General features: G+C 58.0%; 18 protein-coding genes and 1 pseudogene. 1 reads left to right on the top strand and 18 read right to left on the bottom strand.

Translation table 11 applies throughout. The features are described from left to right. Positions 1–9 precede the first annotated feature (9 nt). From AADW23_RS07175 to AADW23_RS07130, 10 genes are all read right to left on the bottom strand, one after another. Positions 10–1,008: a hypothetical protein gene (locus AADW23_RS07175; RefSeq protein WP_341863831.1), complete on the bottom strand. Its 999-nt coding sequence runs from the start codon at positions 1,006–1,008 to the stop codon at positions 10–12. Beyond that, on the bottom strand, positions 1,005–1,568 hold the full coding sequence (locus tag AADW23_RS07170) for a hypothetical protein (RefSeq protein WP_341863830.1): 564 nt from the start codon (positions 1,566–1,568) through the stop codon (positions 1,005–1,007). Before AADW23_RS07170 ends, AADW23_RS07175 begins: the two co-directional genes overlap by 4 nt. After that, positions 1,565–2,320, bottom strand: a complete 756-nt coding sequence (locus AADW23_RS07165; protein WP_341863829.1) for an autoinducer binding domain-containing protein — start codon at positions 2,318–2,320, stop codon at positions 1,565–1,567. The genes AADW23_RS07170 and AADW23_RS07165 overlap by 4 nt, the downstream gene beginning before the upstream one ends. 172 nt (positions 2,321–2,492) lie before the next feature. Beyond that, a complete protein-coding gene (locus AADW23_RS07160; protein WP_341863828.1) occupies positions 2,493–2,831 on the bottom strand; it encodes a DUF736 domain-containing protein in 339 nt (112 codons plus the stop codon). Positions 2,832–3,404: 573 nt separating this feature from the next. Then, positions 3,405–3,845, bottom strand: a complete 441-nt coding sequence (locus tag AADW23_RS07155; protein WP_341863827.1) for a hypothetical protein — start codon at positions 3,843–3,845, stop codon at positions 3,405–3,407. Between the two features lie 113 nt (positions 3,846–3,958). Continuing rightward, a complete protein-coding gene (locus tag AADW23_RS07150; protein WP_341863826.1) occupies positions 3,959–4,885 on the bottom strand; it encodes a DUF2493 domain-containing protein in 927 nt (308 codons plus the stop codon). 211 nt (positions 4,886–5,096) lie between these two features. Then, complete coding sequence (locus AADW23_RS07145) at positions 5,097–6,131, bottom strand: toprim domain-containing protein (RefSeq protein ID WP_341863825.1); 1,035 nt, start codon at positions 6,129–6,131, stop codon at positions 5,097–5,099. A gap of 119 nt (positions 6,132–6,250) precedes the next feature. Next, positions 6,251–8,356 carry a ParB/RepB/Spo0J family partition protein gene (locus AADW23_RS07140; RefSeq protein WP_341863824.1) on the bottom strand — a complete coding sequence of 702 codons (2,106 nt, stop codon included), beginning with the start codon at positions 8,354–8,356 and terminating at the stop codon, positions 6,251–6,253. A 121-nt stretch (positions 8,357–8,477) separates the two neighbouring features. Then, positions 8,478–9,671, bottom strand: coding sequence for a DUF932 domain-containing protein (locus tag AADW23_RS07135; protein WP_341863823.1), 1,194 nt, complete (start codon positions 9,669–9,671; stop codon positions 8,478–8,480). Between the two features lie 460 nt (positions 9,672–10,131). Beyond that, on the bottom strand, positions 10,132–10,656 hold the full coding sequence (locus AADW23_RS07130; RefSeq protein WP_341863822.1) for a hypothetical protein: 525 nt from the start codon (positions 10,654–10,656) through the stop codon (positions 10,132–10,134). A gap of 69 nt (positions 10,657–10,725) precedes the next feature. Here AADW23_RS07130 and AADW23_RS07125 point away from each other — a divergent pair, with 69 nt between their 5' ends. Beyond that, positions 10,726–11,307, top strand: coding sequence for a Crp/Fnr family transcriptional regulator (locus AADW23_RS07125; RefSeq protein ID WP_341863821.1), 582 nt, complete (start codon positions 10,726–10,728; stop codon positions 11,305–11,307). A gap of 13 nt (positions 11,308–11,320) precedes the next feature. Here the strand turns inward: AADW23_RS07125 and AADW23_RS07120 are convergent. The 8 genes and pseudogenes from AADW23_RS07120 to AADW23_RS07085 all read right to left on the bottom strand — a co-directional run. Next, a pseudogene (locus tag AADW23_RS07120) lies at positions 11,321–11,641 on the bottom strand (L,D-transpeptidase); the annotation flags it as partial. Next, a complete protein-coding gene (locus AADW23_RS07115) occupies positions 11,581–11,958 on the bottom strand; it encodes a hypothetical protein (protein ID WP_341863820.1) in 378 nt (125 codons plus the stop codon). The gene AADW23_RS07115 and the pseudogene AADW23_RS07120, both read right to left, overlap by 61 nt. Positions 11,959–12,158: 200 nt before the next feature. After that, positions 12,159–13,433, bottom strand: coding sequence for an exo-alpha-sialidase (locus AADW23_RS07110; RefSeq protein ID WP_341863819.1), 1,275 nt, complete (start codon positions 13,431–13,433; stop codon positions 12,159–12,161). A 1-nt stretch (position 13,434) separates the two neighbouring features. Continuing rightward, the gene (locus AADW23_RS07105) at positions 13,435–13,698 is read right to left on the bottom strand and encodes a DUF411 domain-containing protein (protein WP_341863818.1); all 264 of its coding nucleotides are present in this window, start codon (positions 13,696–13,698) and stop codon (positions 13,435–13,437) included. 298 nt (positions 13,699–13,996) lie between these two features. Beyond that, positions 13,997–14,929 carry a cation diffusion facilitator family transporter gene (locus AADW23_RS07100; protein ID WP_341863817.1) on the bottom strand — a complete coding sequence of 311 codons (933 nt, stop codon included), beginning with the start codon at positions 14,927–14,929 and terminating at the stop codon, positions 13,997–13,999. An 18-nt stretch (positions 14,930–14,947) separates the two neighbouring features. Further along, positions 14,948–17,287, bottom strand: coding sequence for a heavy metal translocating P-type ATPase (locus AADW23_RS07095; RefSeq protein WP_341863816.1), 2,340 nt, complete (start codon positions 17,285–17,287; stop codon positions 14,948–14,950). Continuing rightward, positions 17,284–17,988: a TVP38/TMEM64 family protein gene (locus tag AADW23_RS07090; RefSeq protein ID WP_341863815.1), complete on the bottom strand. Its 705-nt coding sequence runs from the start codon at positions 17,986–17,988 to the stop codon at positions 17,284–17,286. The genes AADW23_RS07095 and AADW23_RS07090 overlap by 4 nt, the downstream gene beginning before the upstream one ends. Continuing rightward, positions 17,985–18,422 carry a DUF6010 family protein gene (locus AADW23_RS07085; RefSeq protein WP_341863814.1) on the bottom strand — a complete coding sequence of 146 codons (438 nt, stop codon included), beginning with the start codon at positions 18,420–18,422 and terminating at the stop codon, positions 17,985–17,987. Before AADW23_RS07085 ends, AADW23_RS07090 begins: the two co-directional genes overlap by 4 nt. Positions 18,423–18,511: the final 89 nt, after the last annotated feature.

Genomic DNA, 18,511 nt, shown 5'->3' with positions numbered 1-18,511 from the left:
GGCCTTCGCTTAGAAGTAGCCGTAGTAATCTGGATCAACGAAGGTAGGTTCCGGTTCAAACTTTGGTGTCTCTACCACGGCGGGCGGCGGAGGAGATTTGTGTTCCACGACGGTCGGCTGGCTTTCATACTCATTTGGCTCAGGTTTAGTTTCGATCCCGTCAAACGCTTCGAATTCAAAGTGGTCTTCTTTCATGTCGAATTGAAACGGATCGTCCTTTGTATCCATCGCTGAAGGGGGATCACTGTGTTCAAGTTCAGGCTGCAAAGGGTCTGGCTTTTGCTCTGTAGGGCCTAAAGTAACCAGAACGCCGTCGTTCTCTTCATCTTTGAGCGACCCGTCCGCGACAAACACGTCCTCACGGTCGGCGTCTGGTTTTGGCGCGTCGATCAGTTCACTGTCCGGCAATACCCATTCCTTCTGGGGAGCCATTTGTTCATCCGCCGACGGCAACTGGCCGGAATCTGTAGGGTCGCTTACCTCAAGTTTATGCACATATATGATCTCTGACGGGACGTAGAACGGTACGTCTTCCGGCCAAAGGTCAAGCTCAGGGCTATCTGAAACCGGGATACGGAACCAAGAAAGAGATCCGTGTCGATCTTCCGCAGCAAATAGGTCCCCGATCTCGCCAGGATGGCCAGTTTGCGCGTAAAATTCTGCAGCCAAATCGACACAAGCTTCGGTCAAAAGGCTGTAGTTATAGGTCTCGTTCTCTAAAGCACGCGCCTCGTTCAGCAGGTGATCATAGGTCACCTCCGGCAATGGCACCGATGCCCAAACAACCGTGTCAGCAACCAACTCTGCAAGGTGATATGCGCTCTCATCTCTATAGATTCCGTCGTCCGGCATGAATGGTAGCGTCTGCGGAAACGCAAGCTTCGTCGTCTCGTGCAGAATGTTCGCACCAATCGTGTACTGGTGCTCGCCGTCTTCATAGAACGAAATATTGGCGTGGCCGGGTAAGCTGTTGTTGTAAACGTTCAGTCGCATTTCCCAAGTTGTCATGGCCGCTCCCCCGAAATCGAATAGAACGAAAAGCCGTCGCAGGCTGTCGTTTGGACGGTGATTGTCAGGTTGCCAAACAGGGTCTCCATGTCCCGATCAAGCGAGGCATACCCTCCCACCTCTTCGGTGAGCCAATTGGGATATGGCGGGACCATGTCCGCATCGGTCAGAGCGAAGTCGTTTACTATGAAGGAAAAGGCCTCAAAACTCGACCCGTCGTTTGCAACTCGGTCGCGCGGGACCAACACAAGACTTTGCAGATTTCGAGACGGGTCGGAGGGTGTCGCTTCGACCTCTGTGGCGCAGGATGGGATCCAACCATCATGCAGGTCAGGAGCTGAAAGCGAGATTGTTGGGTTGGAAAACTCGGGCCGAATGACGTGCCCCAGTTGCGCCTGACTGTGCGCACGATGGACGATTTCGGAAAGAACGCGGGTGAGATCACGATGACGCTGATCCGTTGATTGATCAGCTCGCGACACCGAAGAAAGGCCCAGAACGCTTAGTCCGACGGCCGCAGCCAGCAGGCAAACTGAGAAGGTTTTGATTGGTTTGGTCATCTGTAAATCTGCCCCTGCAAGGTCGCGCGCATGACAGCTTGGAGCGTATTTGCAACCCTCAGCCGCTCCCTCGCTTCTCTCATGTGCTTGACGATTGTGCTGCGATGCAGCCCCATTATTTCAGAAATATCATCGATGGTTTTGCCATCGCCAACCCAGGCGAGAACTTCCCGCTGGCGTTCCGTCAGCTCCTCACCGTCAGGAACTTGCGGGAGCAGCCTGGTCGAAAGATCGAACGCGCTCAAAACGCAAAACAACAGCTTTCGGTTCTCTACCCAAATCCGGTCGACTTGTTCCTGTTGTGCAATATCGTCAGCGCTTAGGCCAAAACCGGTGATCAAGCCTGAACCATAGTTGCGAAGGCTGATGGTGTATCCGTTCACCAGGCCAAGATCGAGACAGCGTTCGTGAATTGCAACCTGACGAGGAGAGAGCTTGCCTTCCGACTTCAATCGGCGCGTCAAATCCCAGCTGACTGCGCCCTGACTATTCAACGCCCATTCAGTATTTACGTCAGATTCAAATGCCGCACCGTTGACAAAGAACTCGTCGAACTCGTCGCCGTAGCTCGACTTCACAATGGTATCGTGTTGAGATTGTTGGGTGTTCGCCTGGCGTCGGCGCGACGCCGCATAGAAAATCCGCAGAAACCCCGCGTTCTCTAAATCAACATGCAACCGATCCCAAAGCGCAGAAGCATCCTGCGTCATTAGGTAGGGTTCAAGATGGTCAATCGGCGTTGCGAAGTGCATTGGATAGCCTCATAGGGCTACCCTTCCCATTCCTACGCTATTCTACGCTTCTGTTTTTTCAATTGGTTCGTTGGTCAAGGCAGCTTTTCGGCGAAAACCAACCGCTCTCAAGGGGCTGTTTCCTACCAGTGCGTGCCTTGCTCCGAAGTGTTCGGGGCAAGGCACATTGCCTTCAGTCGCCGTTGCGGCGGCTGCTGGGGCGCGACCAGATGAGGCTGTAGGTCTCTTCATCGCCTTCGATGATCGTGTCGTCGAAGAGGTTGGCGTAGATCGGCGCGGTGAAGCTTGGGTCGTCGAGCTTGAGGCTCAGGTAGTCGCGGCCCTCCGTAGAGCGCTTGGACCATGCGGCACCGATTTCTGCGCGGCCAACGAAGACGCGGTGGGAAGGGGCGTTGCCATTTGCGGTGCTGTCCTCGGGGACAACGCGGACCCCTTTCGCTTGCACGCTGAGGGTTACGATTTCTCCGACGAATTCGCTGCCGGTCTTCTTGAAGGTTCCGATGGTAGCCATGTCAGCTCTCCTTTTGAGTTGTCCGAGCCCGCGCCTATCGCGACCTCGATGGCGATCTTCGGGACCGGGACGATCCGCCGACGCAGCCATTTGGCCCGCAGCGCCAGCGAAGGACGGCGCGCACAGACTTTCTTGTTCCGCGAGGAATGGTGGGTGTACCCGCCGGGGGAAGAAAGTCTGGGCGCTCCGTTGCGGCTTAGGCGGTCGAGGCGTCAGCCGATCCCGATCAGATCAGCCCGTTGAGAGGTCCGTTTAGGACGCGCGGCACAAGTCATGGGAGAAGTGCTGACAGGTTCTCGCTGGACCCGGCAAGGCCCCTGCAGCGCACGTCGTAGAAAGGCAGGCAATGGCGTGCATTCGGTGCAGGTGCCCGCTTCGATGGACACATCAGCTTATGACACGCCCCGGCTCTGAGCATAAGTGGGCAGGCCTGTTGGCGCTGCAACCCGTGAGCTCCACAGTGTCGCCGTGCCATGCCTCAGGCTGAACCGCATACTTCTAGGACCGCGATCACAACGACTACCCCGCAAACTGAACAATCCGAGGGCATGATGCCAGCCAATTACCCGCCGCCTAAACGCCCGACCGCGATTGAGGCTCAAGGGCCCTCCCCTCGAACCATCCCACAATGCGGACCCAAGCAGTTACCCCAACAAGCGCCGCTCCGATCCATGATAGGACAGTGGCAGTCGTTTCACCCGCACCGCCCAAGTCGGAAAGACCCTTCGCCGCGTGGAAACCTGCAACCCCAGCTGGCACCGCGTAAAGCAGGCCGAATAGACCACGGATCAACGTCGATCGGATGCTGACGAACACGATTTCACCCACGACCACCGTCGCGGTACCAAGAAACAACCCGGCCGCAAGTGAGACCAAAAGACCTTGCCCGGAATCATAAAGATAGACGCCCGATGCCAATCCGATCCAAAATGGGACGGCATAGACGGCCAGGTTGAACATCGCCCAGCAGATTGAAACAAGGCCGAATACGGCAAGCAAAACTAACATGATCATGGTGTGCTCCTTTTGAAGGGACTGCGCCTCCACCACCTCCAACAGCGCAAATCCATTATAGCAGAAATCGCCCCCCCCGGGAGAGGCCGGGATGGGCATTAGCGGATTTCCGATTAGGCGGAGGGGGCGAGCTTCGGACGAAAATCGAACAGTGGGATCCCCATTGAACGGGCCTTGTCGGCGAGGTTGTCGGTGATGCCTGACCCCGGAAAGACCACGAGGCCTATGGGCAGAGCCTCAATCAACGTATCGTTGCGCTTGAACGGAGCCGCTTTTCCGTGACGCGACCAGTTGGGCTTGAATACGATCTGCGGACAGCCGCGTTTATCGGCCCAAGCACTCGCGATACGCTCGGCTCCTCGCGGAGCACCTCCGTGCAAAAGTACCATGCCATCATGTTTGGCATGGACACGATCAAGCGCATCCCAGATCGCGGTGTGATCAACAGAATCGAGCCCACCGGAAAAGGCGATTTTTGGACCAACTGGCAACAGCGGTTCAAGATCGGCTCCGCGCTTTGCAGCGATATGGTCGCGGCTGTCGATCAACGATGCGGTCATGGCGCGATGGTTCACATGGCTGCCAGTGCGCGGATGCCATGTCTGGCCAAGATGGGTTTCGAATAGATCTGCGGCGAGACCGCGCATAGCTTCATACGTGTTGCGTCGTTCTAGAAGCGTAAGGCCTTCGGCGATCAATGTCTCCAGTTCAACCGAGCGAACTTCCGACCCGTCTTGTTCGCGCTGCGCCCGTTTCTGCGCCTGTTCGTTGGCATCCAGATCACGATCAACCCGTGTGGCTTTGCGGTGGAAAAGGTTGGTAGTGGCCCAGAGCAAGTCGTCAAGGTCGGGCTCAAGTCGAGTGTCCGACAGAGTGACGACGAGTGCGTCGAAGATGTCAATGACAGCCGTGCGTAAGGCGTCAGCTTCTGGCAGCGGTCGCGGGTCAGGTTGATCGCTGAAGGCGTGCCAACCGTAGAGTTGCAGTTCCTCTAGAACGACAGCGGTCGAGGATTGGGTTTGAGGATAAATGTGGGACATAAGGTGGCTCCAGTTTTCGAGGGCCGCGCCTGTCGCGGCCTTCCCGGGCGACGGGAAAGCAGGGGCTGGTCGCGCCTGCATTCTCAGGGGTCCCCTTCGCGCCTGCGCGATGGGGTGGAACCGGAGCGCAGCGGAGGACGGCTTGCCGTTGCGGGTTCGCCCGGCCTCTGCTCCGCCTCGCCTGCTCTCGGAAGGCCTGCAGGCGCGGCGCTTAATCGGGTAACGCCAGGCCCGCATCCCCGGGCGCCAGTTGCGGGCGCAGATGGACGCGCAGCTCATTGAGCCCAAAAGCACGCAGATCGTCGTTGAAGTCACCAAGCCGGGGGACCAGCCGAACAACTTCAATGCTCTTATTCATCGCACGTTCCGCAAGTGCTTTTGCCGCAGAGCGACCCGCAGGATCGTTGTCGACCGCAACGTAAAGACGGCGCGTGGTTTCCGGAAGGCGTAGCGCGGAAAGGTGATTTGCGGAGAGCGCCGCAACGGCGGGCAGCGCTGGCAACGCTATTCGCAACGAAAGCATCGTTTCCAGACCTTCACCCGCTGCCGTGACGTCATCAGGATTCCCCAACCAGACCCCGTTTCCCAATAGGCATCCCATCGCCTTGCGACAGGGCTCAACAGGCGCTTTCTGTGCTGTCGCAGAGTCAAACCATGTACGTTGCAAACCAGTCTGCCGGCCGTTCAGATCCGTCACCTGCGCAAGAAGCGCGGGCCATGTCTCTGGCTGCTCCAGCGGTGAATGGCCCTCCCGCCAATAATAGCAATCCGGATGAAACCGCAGCGCCTTGTGATGCGCTACATCTGAAAGCCCACGATTGATCAAATAACGTTCGGCTATTGTGCCTGCGAGGGGCCGCCCCATTGCCCAAAGACGCCGGGCGGCCTTTGGCGAGCCTCGTCCAGCGGGGGCATATGACTTCAGTCGGGGCGCGGGTTGAGGAAGAACCAAGAAGCGACGCGCCTCTTCGAGAGTGTCAGTCAAAGTGCTGATCCTCATCGTGGCGGCGATCAGATCGAGTAGGTCGCCATGTTCGCCCGTGGCGGCGTCAGACCACTTTCCCGCAGCGCCGGGGCCCGACATCGGCCCGGTTAGACGGACATAAAGACTGCGACCGGGCGCATTCTCCACATTGCCAACGATCCAATATCGGCCCTGCTGGCGCCCATTGGAGAGGTAGTGGCGGCATACAGCGTCCGCATCGGCGGCCAGTGTCCGCGCGATAACCTTGGCGGGGTGTTCCATGGACAACTCCTTTCGTCAGCACCGACAAAAAAGGGGCCCACCGTTTCCGATGGGCCCAAGGTGTCCGGCCGTGTCGGGTGGCCTGGGGGGGACGGTTCATACCCGAATGCCCGGATGCGTTACTCGGCAGCGGTCTGTGTGTTCGCCTCACCGGAAACAGGCTCATCTTCGCGTGCCGGGCCTAAATCCCCCACAACCTGTTCGCCGCCATCAGCCGCCGATTGCTCGACTGCTTCTAGGGTTGTGCTGTCCGCGTCGTCGATCAATTCGATCTGCGGGTCTTCAACCTGTGGCAATGGGTTCGTACGCAGCACCTCCGGCAGCCAGCGGCTTCCAGCGAGAAGCTCTTCTGCCGCAGCCACCATCTCCGGCTTCTTGAGCCCCACGAGCCGCGCGGCGGCATCGTCGCCTTTTGCGTCCCGAACAGTCTTCAGAATACGGGCCTTCGTAACACGGCCGAGGTAGGTGTCAGCGGACACCCCCCAACCGGCCTTCGCCATGTCGAGGTCGACCGTCCCGGCCAAAACATCCGCGTGTGCCATCGCATTTGGACGACGGTAGTAGGGGTCATGCGTTGCGTTCACCCCCAGAGAGATACAATGCGCGAACAAGGCCTCTCGGCTGCATCTGTCGAACTCCGTCAGGATGTCCCACAGATCTTCCGATGCTTTGGGCAGTGTACGAACCCAGGTTTCGTGTCTCTGCTCAATCGCCTGCGCATAGGGCATATCCCCCAAACCAGGCACCTGCCCTACAAAACTTGTATGGCGCAGTTCAACTTCGACACAGCTGTCACCTCCATGACGGTAAAAGAGCCGAAGCGTCATGGCGTGAAGGGCGGCAAGCAAGGCGATCTGCGGATCCTGCGCAAGGGCATCTCGCAAAGCGAGCGTTCGATGCGCTGTGAGCTCCGTCAAGAGCCGGTCCGAGAGAGGTTTCAACTCGTCGTCGTCCTCCTCCTCAACGCTCCCAACTTCTGCCTCATCTCCCTCGTTCGTCTCAGCAGGATCCGCAGCAGCCGTATCAACCGGCTCTTCTGGCCCATTATCGGCTTCGTCCTCTGGCCTCACGTACCCGCGCTCGACGCGAAGTCGGCCTGAGCTGTCGATGCTGACAAATGCACCAGCCAGCGCAAAATCCTCGTCTTCGAAACGGATTGGGCGTTCCTGCAGCGCCTCCATTGTCGTTTCGATCTCGCCAAGACGCACATCAACGTCGTCAGGCAACTCCTCCGCATCCGCATGCTCTGCTTCGAGCGCATCGTACTCCGCTCTAAGCGCTTGGTAGGTCGCGGCCTGCTCGTCACTCATGGGCTCTGCCTCGCCGGGAATGCGGTGCATGCCAAAGGTGTGGCCATATGGAAAGTCAGTATCCACTTCGACCCAATGCCACCCTTCCGCCTGAACGCCCTCTGCGTCTTCCCGCAGTTTCTCAGTGACCATCAGATCAAGCAGCCCGGCATCCTGTAGCCAGCCACCGTCATCGGTCTGGAACAGATCCCGCAGGATCGCACCGCCTGCGTCGACATAAGCGCCCAGCCCGACATATTGCGCCCGGCGGTCTGAGGCGCGCACCGCGCCCTCAGTCAGCATGCGGCGGATTTCATAAGGCTGCTTGGAATAGTGCCGCTGCAACGCCTCCCAAACCTGCTCTTGCCGCTCATGATCGGGATTGACCGTGAACGCCATAAGTTGGTCGAGCGTCATTTCTTCCTCGGCATAGGCATCCAGCAACGTAGCAGCGACGGCGGCAAGCTTGAGCCGCTGCTTCACGATGCTGGCGGAGACGAAGAAGGCTGCCGCAATCTCCTCCTCGCTCGTGCCCTTCTCGCGCATCGCTTGAAAGGCGCGAAACTGATCCAGCGGATGCAGCGGCGCGCGCTGAATATTCTCGGCCAGGCTGTCTTCCTCTGCCAGACCATTTGTGCGGATGATGCAGGGAACGGGTGCTGTGCGGTTGAGGCGCTTTTGTTTGACGAGCAGTTCCAGCGCTCGAAAACGCCGCCCGCCTGCGGGAATTTCGAACATGCCAGTCTCGGTGCCGTTTTCGTCCAACACGGGCCGCACCGTAAGGCTGGCCAGAAGGGTGCGCCGGGCAATGTCCTCGGCCAGTTCCTCAATCGAAACGCCGGCCTTGATGTGCCGGACGTTGGACTGACTGAGCAGAAGCTTGTTGAAGGGAATGTCGCGCGAGGCGCTGAGGGTGATTTTCTGTTGCTTGGTCATCGGGGGTCTCCGCGACGGGCCGGTCGGGAACCTCTCTCGACCTCCAAACCCGTCACGAAAACCCGGCCCACCTCTTCCTCTGAGAAAGGGGTGAACCGGATCTCTCTGGGCGCGTCAGGTTTCAGGCAGCGCTTTCCAGAAGCTTTTTCGCGCGGGTTTCCATCTCCAACCGTGCGTCCTGCTGCGGCCTGTTACGCGCGACCGCAGTGACGCCTTGCACGAAATCGTAGACACTCTCAGGTGGCCTGCCTTCTTCGTTCAGCACGGCGTCGATGATCGTCGTAGCAGCGGCCTTCGAGAATCCGCGCTTACGCAGAAAATCCGACCGATCTTCGTCCGTCCGCGCCACGATCTTCTCGCGCGCGGCGCGGATGCCATCGATAAACGGCGCGGGCGACGAATTGGCAAAGGCCTCCAGCGCTGGGGTGGCCTCGTGGGCAAACCGATTGGCTGCGTACTTCGAGTGCCGGATTTTGATCTCCTGAAAGTCCTCAACTCCCCAGAGATTACGGTTCTGGCAAACCGCGCGGAGGTAGAAACTGGCGATGCCAAGCGTCTTTGCGCCGACCTCTGAATTCCAGCAGTAGAACCCGCGAAAGTAGAGATCCGGCGTTCCATCGGGCAGTGTCCCCGCCTCAATCGGGTTCAGGTCATCCACCAGAAAGAGGAAAACGTCGCGATCAGATGCATAGAGGGTCGTAGTGTCCTTGGTGATATCGACCCGCGGATTGTAGATGCCAGTCGACCAATCGAGCACGCCGGGGACCTTCCACCGTGTATCTCCGGTCCCGTTGCCCGCAATTCCTTGAACAGCAGAGACCAGCTCATGGTCATAGATGCGCCCGTAATCAGGCCCAGTCACAGCTCGCAGTTCCGTTCTACCATCCTCGGTTTCCAGCGTCTTGATCTGTTCCGCGCGGTGGTTGGTCAGCCCGTATTGCAGGTTGATGCCTGCCAGCGGCGCCGGCAGTTGACGCAAATACGCAGCGGGCGCGCCAATAAGGCTCGACAACTGGCCAAAGCTCCAATGCGTCGGGGCGATAGGACCTTCCGCGCCCGGCATCATCAACTGCAAGCGTTCCGGATTGTCACGATGTGCCTCAACCCGGATCGTAGCGCTTTCCACCGTCCGCGTCCGGCTCCGCTCGGCCCGGCCTTTAACGGACGCAAAGAGGGCATCCAGTGACAGATACCGGTCATCGTCGGGCCGCGAAAACCACTCCGACGACACGCGGTCCACATGCGCGCCGCGAGACACATCCACCTTGTAGCCGCCGCTTGGATCGCGATGGCCGTCCAGAATTTCCATACTCATTGGGACTCTCCCGAGACGGGCGGTCAAGAGCCTCTCTCTCGACCTCCAAACCCGTCATGGGAACAACCTCAGGCCTCTAACTCTCTATGAGGAAGGAGTCGGAAACCGAGCACGGGAACCAGTCTCGGAAACGCGCAACGTTTGGAATTCCAATCTAAAGATGAGCCTTCTCCAAGAATGCACGAATGCGGCGGAGGGTTGATCTTGGCTCCTATTCGAAGAGGAAACGACATGGTCGCGGTTTCCTCAACATCCCGGACCGCAATATGGATTAAGATGGCTGCTTCATGGGCAATCGCCGAACGAGGCTTGCGAAAGTTCAGGTAGCATTTTGGACCCACGTCCTACTGCCTGCAATCAACCTACAAGACTCAGCATTGGCACGTCTCTTTTCGCTAACGCTAAGAACGAACAGGCAAGTCAATGATGCCGCCAAATTGGATACTTGAACTAATCCCCATCAAAGATGCGGTGATTGCCCCGTCGCAATCATCAGATGATGTTCTTGGTGATGGGCTCCGATAGTCATCAATCCGTGGAAACCCAATCCTTGGATCATTGATGCATCCCCTGTGACGGTCATCACCACACCATCAGGCATTTCAGCGACCTCTGTGGTCCAACCAGCTTCCGCGTCAAGGAAGGGAGCATGGGCCGGGACCATACGAAGCAGAGCATCAATCACCTCGCCGGACCCGCTCACCTCAAACACGGCTCCAGTGGAGGTCGGGGTTGCGAAAGAGACTGCTTGCGTGGTCAGCAAGTCCATATCGATCAAGTGTTGTTGCAGGGCAGGAATATCCACAGCCTCCCAATCAGTAACGTCATCAGATCGTAGCAAGGCTACGATCTCCGCTATAGCTGCAAAGGCGGATTGTCCTGTTTCCGAGGGACCCGCATCGGCTGTACCCATGGCAGAATGAGCGTGTTGGGCCGTACTCGGCGTGGCGGCGAGCATAAGAAGGACGGCAAGGGGACGGATCATCAGGGTAACTCCAATTTTCTTTCGATATGAGTAGTCGAACACGTGACCGCTAGATATGATCCTGATCACATGCTCACATCTCCGTTCCATCTGCTTCCAGACACTGACCTGAACCCGCTCAATGCTGTTGCGGGGGAGGTGTTGTTCCGAGAAGGCGACACAACACGCGGCATTTTCGTCTGCGTGGACGCAACTGTTCATCTGGTCCGAGTGGGACCAGATGGAGAGAGCATCACCTTACACCGTGCCGGGCCCGGTCAAGCATTGGCAGAGGCATCGCTTTATGCCGACCGGTATCATTGCGACGCGGTGGTCAAGGGGTCTGGTCAGATTGTCCATATCCCGAAATCCGTTATCCTCAAGCACATGTCCAACCCAGAATTTGCAAACGTTTACATCAAGTACATTTCGCAGCAGGTGCAGCAGTATCGGAGTGTGCTGGAGATCATGTCCATCAGATCAGCGACGGAACGGGTTTACGCGGCCCTTGTAGCAGGGCTACTCGATGGTACCGTCATGGAGTGCTCCACGAAGATCGCCCTGACCCATGAGGCCACGTACCGCGCCTTGCGCACGTTGGTGCAGCAAGGGCGGATCGATCACATAGGGCGAGGCCGATATAGCTTGAAGCATCAGCCGGATGGTCCATAGGCCAACTTCAAAGCTAGGCTGGCGAGTGAAGCGTGACAGGTGTGTCCAAAGGCACCTCAAGGTAAAGCCGCATGACGTGGTCATTGACCAGACGGACACACCCGGAGGATGCGGACGTCCCAATAGTCCAAGGTTGAGGCGTTCCATGGATGCGCAGATATGTGTCTCGACCGGCATCGTCATAGAGATAGAGCGCTCTTGCACCCAAAGGGTTGTCGGGGCCGCCGGGCACGCCACTGGCGTAAGGTCCATAAACCTCAGGCTCCCGAGCGATCATGTTGGCAGTAGGTGTCCAGCTAGGCCATTCAACCTTTCTGCGAATGGTGTAAGTGCCCGGAGATTGAAGACCAGATCGCCCAACCGCAACGCCGTAACGCCGTAACGCATTGCCATGCCGTCATCTCCGATATGGTAAAGGTATTTTGCGACTGGATCGACATGGATGCTTCCGGCCTGCAATCCAGCATTGTGCCGAACGCGCGTGGGCATGTAGCGCGGGTTCAAACCCCAAGGGTTATTGGCCATCGGATCGGCATCGGGGCGCGTCACGGTCGCATCAAATTCGACGGCATCCTGTGCAAGGGCAGGAAACGCCGTCGCGAAGACTAAGCCCGCGGCGGAGGTGCTTATAAAATGGCGACGCGTGATCATGAGAATTGCTCCTTGCGGTATGTTTTAAAGGCCTGGTCGTTGCCTTCCAAATACCCCCTGAAACCCATGTAACAAAGGTTACATACTTCAAATATTTGTAAGAATTGCTAGAGAACGTGGAGGCTCTAATTCAAGTGAACATCTATCCCGATCGCCGCAGGACGATTGCCCCGAATTATGCCGCAGAAGCAGGCAAAATGTCAGCGCTGTGCCAACATCATCCTAATTGTATCTGCGTGCATCTGGCCATCCGCCCCGCGTTCGCCGGGCTGCGTCCATGCAAAATGAACGCCAGAGGGACCAGAAACCATGCGCGGAAAATTGATGGATCCGGTCGTACTGTTTAAGTGCACCTGTTGCGCTGCGCCGCACCCTTGACCGCTATCTGCCAAGCAAACCATGAGCGCCTCGCCCTCATCCGTCCATTCGACCCAAGACACCAACGTCGCACCGTCATCCAGCATCAACACGTCGACCCTTCCAGCGACATCCTCTCCACCAATAGGAAATGCATCGCCAAAGCTGACACCTGCGTCTTCAGAGAACGTCACGTAGATTGCCGGAATATCATCTGGCGCTGTGAACCAGGCCACGACTGCACGCTCACCCTCGGCGTCAATGGCCGGTCCATTCACTGGGCAGCCAGAGATTTGCCAGCCATCGTCATGGACGTTCACGGGAGCTGACCATTCGCCGTCCATGTACCGCACGATCGAGATATCGCGGATTTCCTCGGACGTGCGATCACGATAAACTAACAACACAGAACCGTCACCGGCTACCGCAGCAGAAGTTTGGCAACAGGTGCAAGCGCGGGCGTCGATCAGCATTTCTTCGCCAATGACTCCGTTTGATCCAACCATCGCTGCGCGCAGCTGCATCTCATTGGGATTGCCACCGCTTTCACTATCCAAATCGGCCAATCCATATTGGCGGCCGTCCAGCCAGATGGCCATCAGTTGATCAGTGGCGACAGGCAACAGCGTTGCAAAGCCGTGCTGCACGGAACGCCCATCGCGATGTGGCGTTTGCGCATGGCCCCACGTCTCACCCCCATCGTCTGAAAGCGCCACGGTGAAGTCATAGGCATACGCCGTGCGCCCATTATCTTGCAGCCAGTGTACGGCTAGGGTTCCGTCCGGGAACGCCGCGACCGATGGGATATCGGCCCAGTTCACGAAGAGCTGGTCCGAAGCCGTCACGGTCATTGGCGCAGTCCATTGCTGGTCAATCCAGCTTGCTATGCGGACGGCATGACCTTCCTCGGAAGGTTCCGTCCAACTCATCAGGATTTCGCCAGCGTCAGTCGCAAAAAGCGAAGGATCTTGCGCTCCGGGGCCAACGGGAACGGGAACCTCGACGATGTTTGAGAAGACGGTACTGCCATGGCCGGATGCCACGGCGGTACCGGCCCCAGATAGGGCAATCAAAGCAATGACGACGAGAATGCGCATCCGTTGGCTGAACCGAGGCATTCTAGCTATGGCTCGCAAAGACGCTGTTTTCAGCATCTGCTGCAAAGAGAATGACGTCAAAGGGATCCACGCGTTCGCCCATCTCCATTCCCGGCGATCCGGCTGGCATACCCGGCACAGCAAGGCCAAGCGCGTCAGGCCGCTCAGACAGAAGGCGAGCGATGTCTTCCATCGGCACATGGCCTTCGATGGTGTAACCGTCCACGTCCACCGTATGGCACCCGACAAGAGCATCAGGGACACCGCGCTCACTCTTTTGGCGCATAAGTTCTTCCTGATCAGATTCGATCACTGTTAGATCATATCCAGCAGTCCGAGCATGTTCGACCCAAGCACTGCAGCACCCACATGTGGGCGAGAGATACACCGTCATTCTGGTGGGAGTAGCCAATGCGGCGCGCGACATGAGCGGCAGTGCGATGGCTGAAAGAAGAAGCGTGCGTCGGTTCATTTTTGTAGTCCTTTTACGTGTCGAAATCGTTTGAGTTTCTTGAATTTGGTCCGTTAATCGAACCATAGGCTGGAAGCGGCGTCACAACAAAGATTGCGCGTGGATCGGCCCATCACGAATGCGTGCCATGGGGCGCGTCCGAGATGAATTTCAGGTCGACACTGCGCGCATCGCGCTCGGCGAGGCAGGTCGTCTCTATCTGGAGCGTTGCAAAGAAGAAACCGAACTGGGATTTGAGGCGCGCGTGCGCAGTTTCCAGGATCTTCTCTGCGTCAGCTCCCTCTTCAATGCGCATATGAGCCGAAACGACATTGCGACCGCTGGTCAAGGCCCAAGCATGCAAATGATGGACGTCTTGGACGCCCGGGATCAGCTCAAGAGTTAAGTCGACATCGGGCAAGTCTACTCCGTCAGGAGTGCCCTCCATCAACAATCGCATCGCATCGCGCAGGATACCCCAGCTGGCCCAGATGAGGACAACGCCGAACGCCATACCAAGGATCGGGTCGATCAGGAGAAACCCCGTAAATTCTATCACCAGCGCCGTCACAATGATCAACAAGCTGCCAACGAACGTCTGAATGATATGCCACAGCGCGCCCCTTGTGTTCAGGTCGTCTTTGCTTTGCTTCCACAAAAGGGCCAAGGAAATGAACTCCGTGAACAATCCACCGGCCGCCGCGATCAACAAAGGCGTCGTCGGTAGATCAATTGGATCTGATAGCCGCATGGCCGCCATGGCAATGACGACAATGGCCATTGCGAGGAGGAAGCCACCGTTGACCAGCGCTCCAATGACCTCGGCGCGGTACCATCCAAAGCTCATTGTGTCATCCGCTGGCCTCTCCGCCAGGCGGCGGGCCACGATGGCAACCAACACACCGCCCACTGCGGAAAACGTGTGAAACGCGTCCGACATGACAGCGACAGACCCGGTCCAAAGGCCGATCCCAAGCTCCACGAAGAAGTATATGCCGGTCAACCAAGCTGAGATCGCAAGACCCCAGCCGCCTGACGGCAGATGGCCTGAATGTCCGGTTGCCATTGTATGTGCCTTTCGCGTTCAGAGGTCGACGCGCCGGAGGCGCAGGGCATTGGTGATAACGGAGACGGACGACAAGCTCATCGCAGCCGCCGCGATCATCGGCGACAGCAGCAATCCGAAGACGGGATAAAGCACACCTGCAGCCACAGGCACGCCGAGGGCGTTGTAGGCAAAGGCGAAGAAGAGGTTCTGCTTGATGTTCTTAAGCGTGGCGCGTGCCAGCTTCCGTGCGCGCACAATGCCCGTCAGATCGCCACCCAACAGCGTAATGCCCGCGCTTTCCACGGCGACATCGGCGCCCGTTCCCATTGCGATACCCACATCAGCGGCGGCCAAGGCGGGTGCGTCGTTTACACCGTCACCCGCCATGGCGATGCTTTTACCGGCACGACGGAGTTCTTCAACGAGGTTTTTCTTATCCTCAGGAAGGACACCAGCGCGCACTTCATCGATCCCAAGCTTGCGTGCAACGGCGTCTGCGGTGCGCTGATTGTCGCCCGTGGCCATGATGACGGTCAGACCAAGCTTGTGCAGATCATCAATGGCTTGCGCGGCGGTGTCCTTGATCGGATCAGCGACTGCCAACAAACCTGCCAGCGTGCCGTCCAGCGCAACGTACATCGCCGTCTTGCCCGCATCGCGAAGGTCATCGGCTGTCGCGTCCATGGCAGAGGTATCGATGCTCAAAGCTTGCATCATCGCCGGGTTGCCAAGGGCGACCATCCGACCATTGATGCGGCCTTGCACACCTTTGCCGGTGACGGCCTCAAAATCTTCGACCTCCGCACGGGCCGCGCCACGCGCCTCCGCTTCCTCCACAATGGCCTCAGCCAACGGGTGTTCGGATCCACGTTCCAGCGCTGCCGCAAGGGTCAGAAATTCGGCCTCATTCACGCCTTCGACGGTCACGACATCTGTCAATGTCGGCTGGCCAAGGGTCAAGGTGCCAGTCTTGTCCACAATCACCACATCGATGCGCGCCATGCGTTCCAGCGCCTCTGCGTCTTTGATTAGGACGCCAGCCTGCGCGCCGCGTCCTGCCGCCGTTGTGATGGAGATCGGGGTCGCAAGTCCAAGCGCACAGGGGCATGCAATGATCAGGACGGACACCGCCGACGCGATGGCGAAGACAAGCGGCGGTGTCGGGCCGAAGGTGAGCCAGGCAAAGAAGGCGGCCACGGCGATCAACACCACGGTCGGCACAAAGACCGACGAAACGCGGTCAGCCAGTCCTTGAATCGGCGCGCGCGATTGGCGGGCGCCCGCCACCATATCCACAATCTGCGCCAGCACCGTATCGCTTCCCACCTGCGTCGCGCGAATGGCCAAGGTGCCGTTCTTGTTCAGCGTGCCGCCTGTCACACGGTCGCCGGTGGTCTTTTCAATCGGCACAGGTTCCCCGGTAAGCATGCTTTCGTCGATGGAAGACCGACCCTCCATCACCTCTCCATCAACCGGAATGCTGTCGCCGGGACGGATGCGAAGGTGATCGCCTTCCATGATATTTTCGAGCGGCACATCGTTCTCCCGACCGTCCGGCAGTATTCGACGGGCAGTCTTTGGTGCCAGATCAAGCAGGGCGCGGATTGCGTCGCCTGTGCGCTCGCGGGCACGCAATTCCAGAACCTGCCCCAGAAACACCAATGCGATGATAACGACGGCGGCCTCGAAATAGGTGCCGACACCGCCGCCCATTTGATACTCAGCAGGAAAGATCCCGGGCGTGAATGTGGCAGCAAGAGAATACGAGTAGGCCGCGCCCACGCCAAGTGAAATCAGCGTCCACATATTCGGCGAGCGTGTCTTGATCGAGTCCAAACCGCGCTTGAAGAACGGGGCAGCGGCCCAAAGAATAATCGGTGTGGCGATGACGAATTCGATGTACACGGAAAGTTGATGGCCAAGCATGTCGCGCAACGGCAAGCCAACCAATTCCCCCATCGTGAGGATAACCAGAGGCACTGCGGCCGCGATGCTGATCCACATCCGTCGCGTGAAATCGATGAGTTCTTCGCTTGGCTCGTCGCTCGGCATTATTGGCTCCAACGCCATGCCGCAAATGGGACATGCGCCCGGCTCATCCCGAACGATTTCGGGGTGCATCGGGCAGGTGTATTGTGCGTCTTTCACGGCAGCTTTCTTGTGGCCGCCGCCCCGGCCTGAAGCGTAAAACCATGGATCCGTGCCAAACGTCTCGTGGCAATTCTCAGAGCAGAAATGATAGGTCGTCCCGTCAAATTCTGCGGACGGCGTGGCGTCGGTAACGCTAACTTGCATGCCGCACACCGGGTCGGTCTCGGTGAAACCCTCTGCGCTTTGGTGAGAATGCCCGTCGTGATGTGTCGCGTCGGTTTTCATTTCGCCGTCCTTTCAGTAACTACAGGTGCCGCGTCTGAATTCGATGTCATTCGGTTCCGCCAAATGGCGACCGTCAAAAGGCCCGAACCGCCGAGCGCCAGTGAGATCCAGAAGCCCGCATTGCCTTGTCCTTCAAACGCACTGGCACCCAGATGAGCCAGTACGAAGCTTGCAGGCACGATGCCTGCCAGTGTCGCCAATCCGAAGCGCCAGAATTTGATATGACTCAACCCAGCGGCATAGCTGATTATGTCAAATGAGATGAAAGGCAGAAGGCGGCTCAAGAACACCGTCGCCATCAGCGCATTCTGCGAGCCAAAGAACCGGTTCTTCATGCTATCGCCAAGCCAGCGTTGCACCCGATCCCGGCCAAGATAGCGTGCGATCACGAAGGCTATAATCGCTCCCAACTCCGCGCCGATCACGACCAGAACCGTGCCCCAAAAGTGACCGTAGACCAGCCCTGCGGCCATCGCGATGGGTGCGCTGGGGACTGGACTTGCCACGATGGCGAGTGTCATCAGCCCGATGATCGCCAGCGGTCCTAGTGGGCCGGCGGACGCAACGATTGTCCGCACGCGGTCGGGATCAATCCCATTGAGAGCCGAATTGATCTGATCCCAGAACACCACCAACGCCACGATTGAAGCCATTGCCAGAATGACGGAGACCAATCGCTTGATTTGAACCGTTTGGATCATGCCCCAAACAACTCTGCGCCGTAGAGCAACACCAAAAATAGCGCCGCCAAACCATCAAAGACCGCACACATCGGTATGTACCAATTGGGAACCGCGGCGCCGAACTCACGATTGTGGTGCAAGAGGTCCCACACAGCATGCAACGCCAAACCTGCGGGAAGGAATGCCCAGTGCACGGTGATGCCGAGAACCGCCGTCAGGCCAAAAAGCATCGCCACAGCCAATTCCATCCAGAAGACATTCGCAGAGTCGGCCCGCGCGGCAAATCCGATGTACGCGCCGCCAATCAATGCCAGCGTAACGCTCGCCACTATGATCGATTGATCCACCGGCAGGATGATATGGATGGGCACAAACAGCGCTACAAGAACTGCGGCCAACCACATAGGGTGCCGCCTCAATAAGTCGCTCTCACGGGATAAAGTTGAGGTCATGCTGATCCATCCTTTTTCGTCTCAGCACTACGCTTAATCCCTCCAGTAACTGGAAGGTAAACTGCCTGACTGAAGAAACGCAAAGTGGC

It is taken from the genome of Gymnodinialimonas sp. 57CJ19 (assembly GCF_038396845.1).
Lineage (GTDB): Bacteria > Pseudomonadota > Alphaproteobacteria > Rhodobacterales > Rhodobacteraceae > Gymnodinialimonas.
Note: the sequence above shows the minus strand (reverse complement) of the source record. Positions and strands in the feature narration are given on the sequence as shown.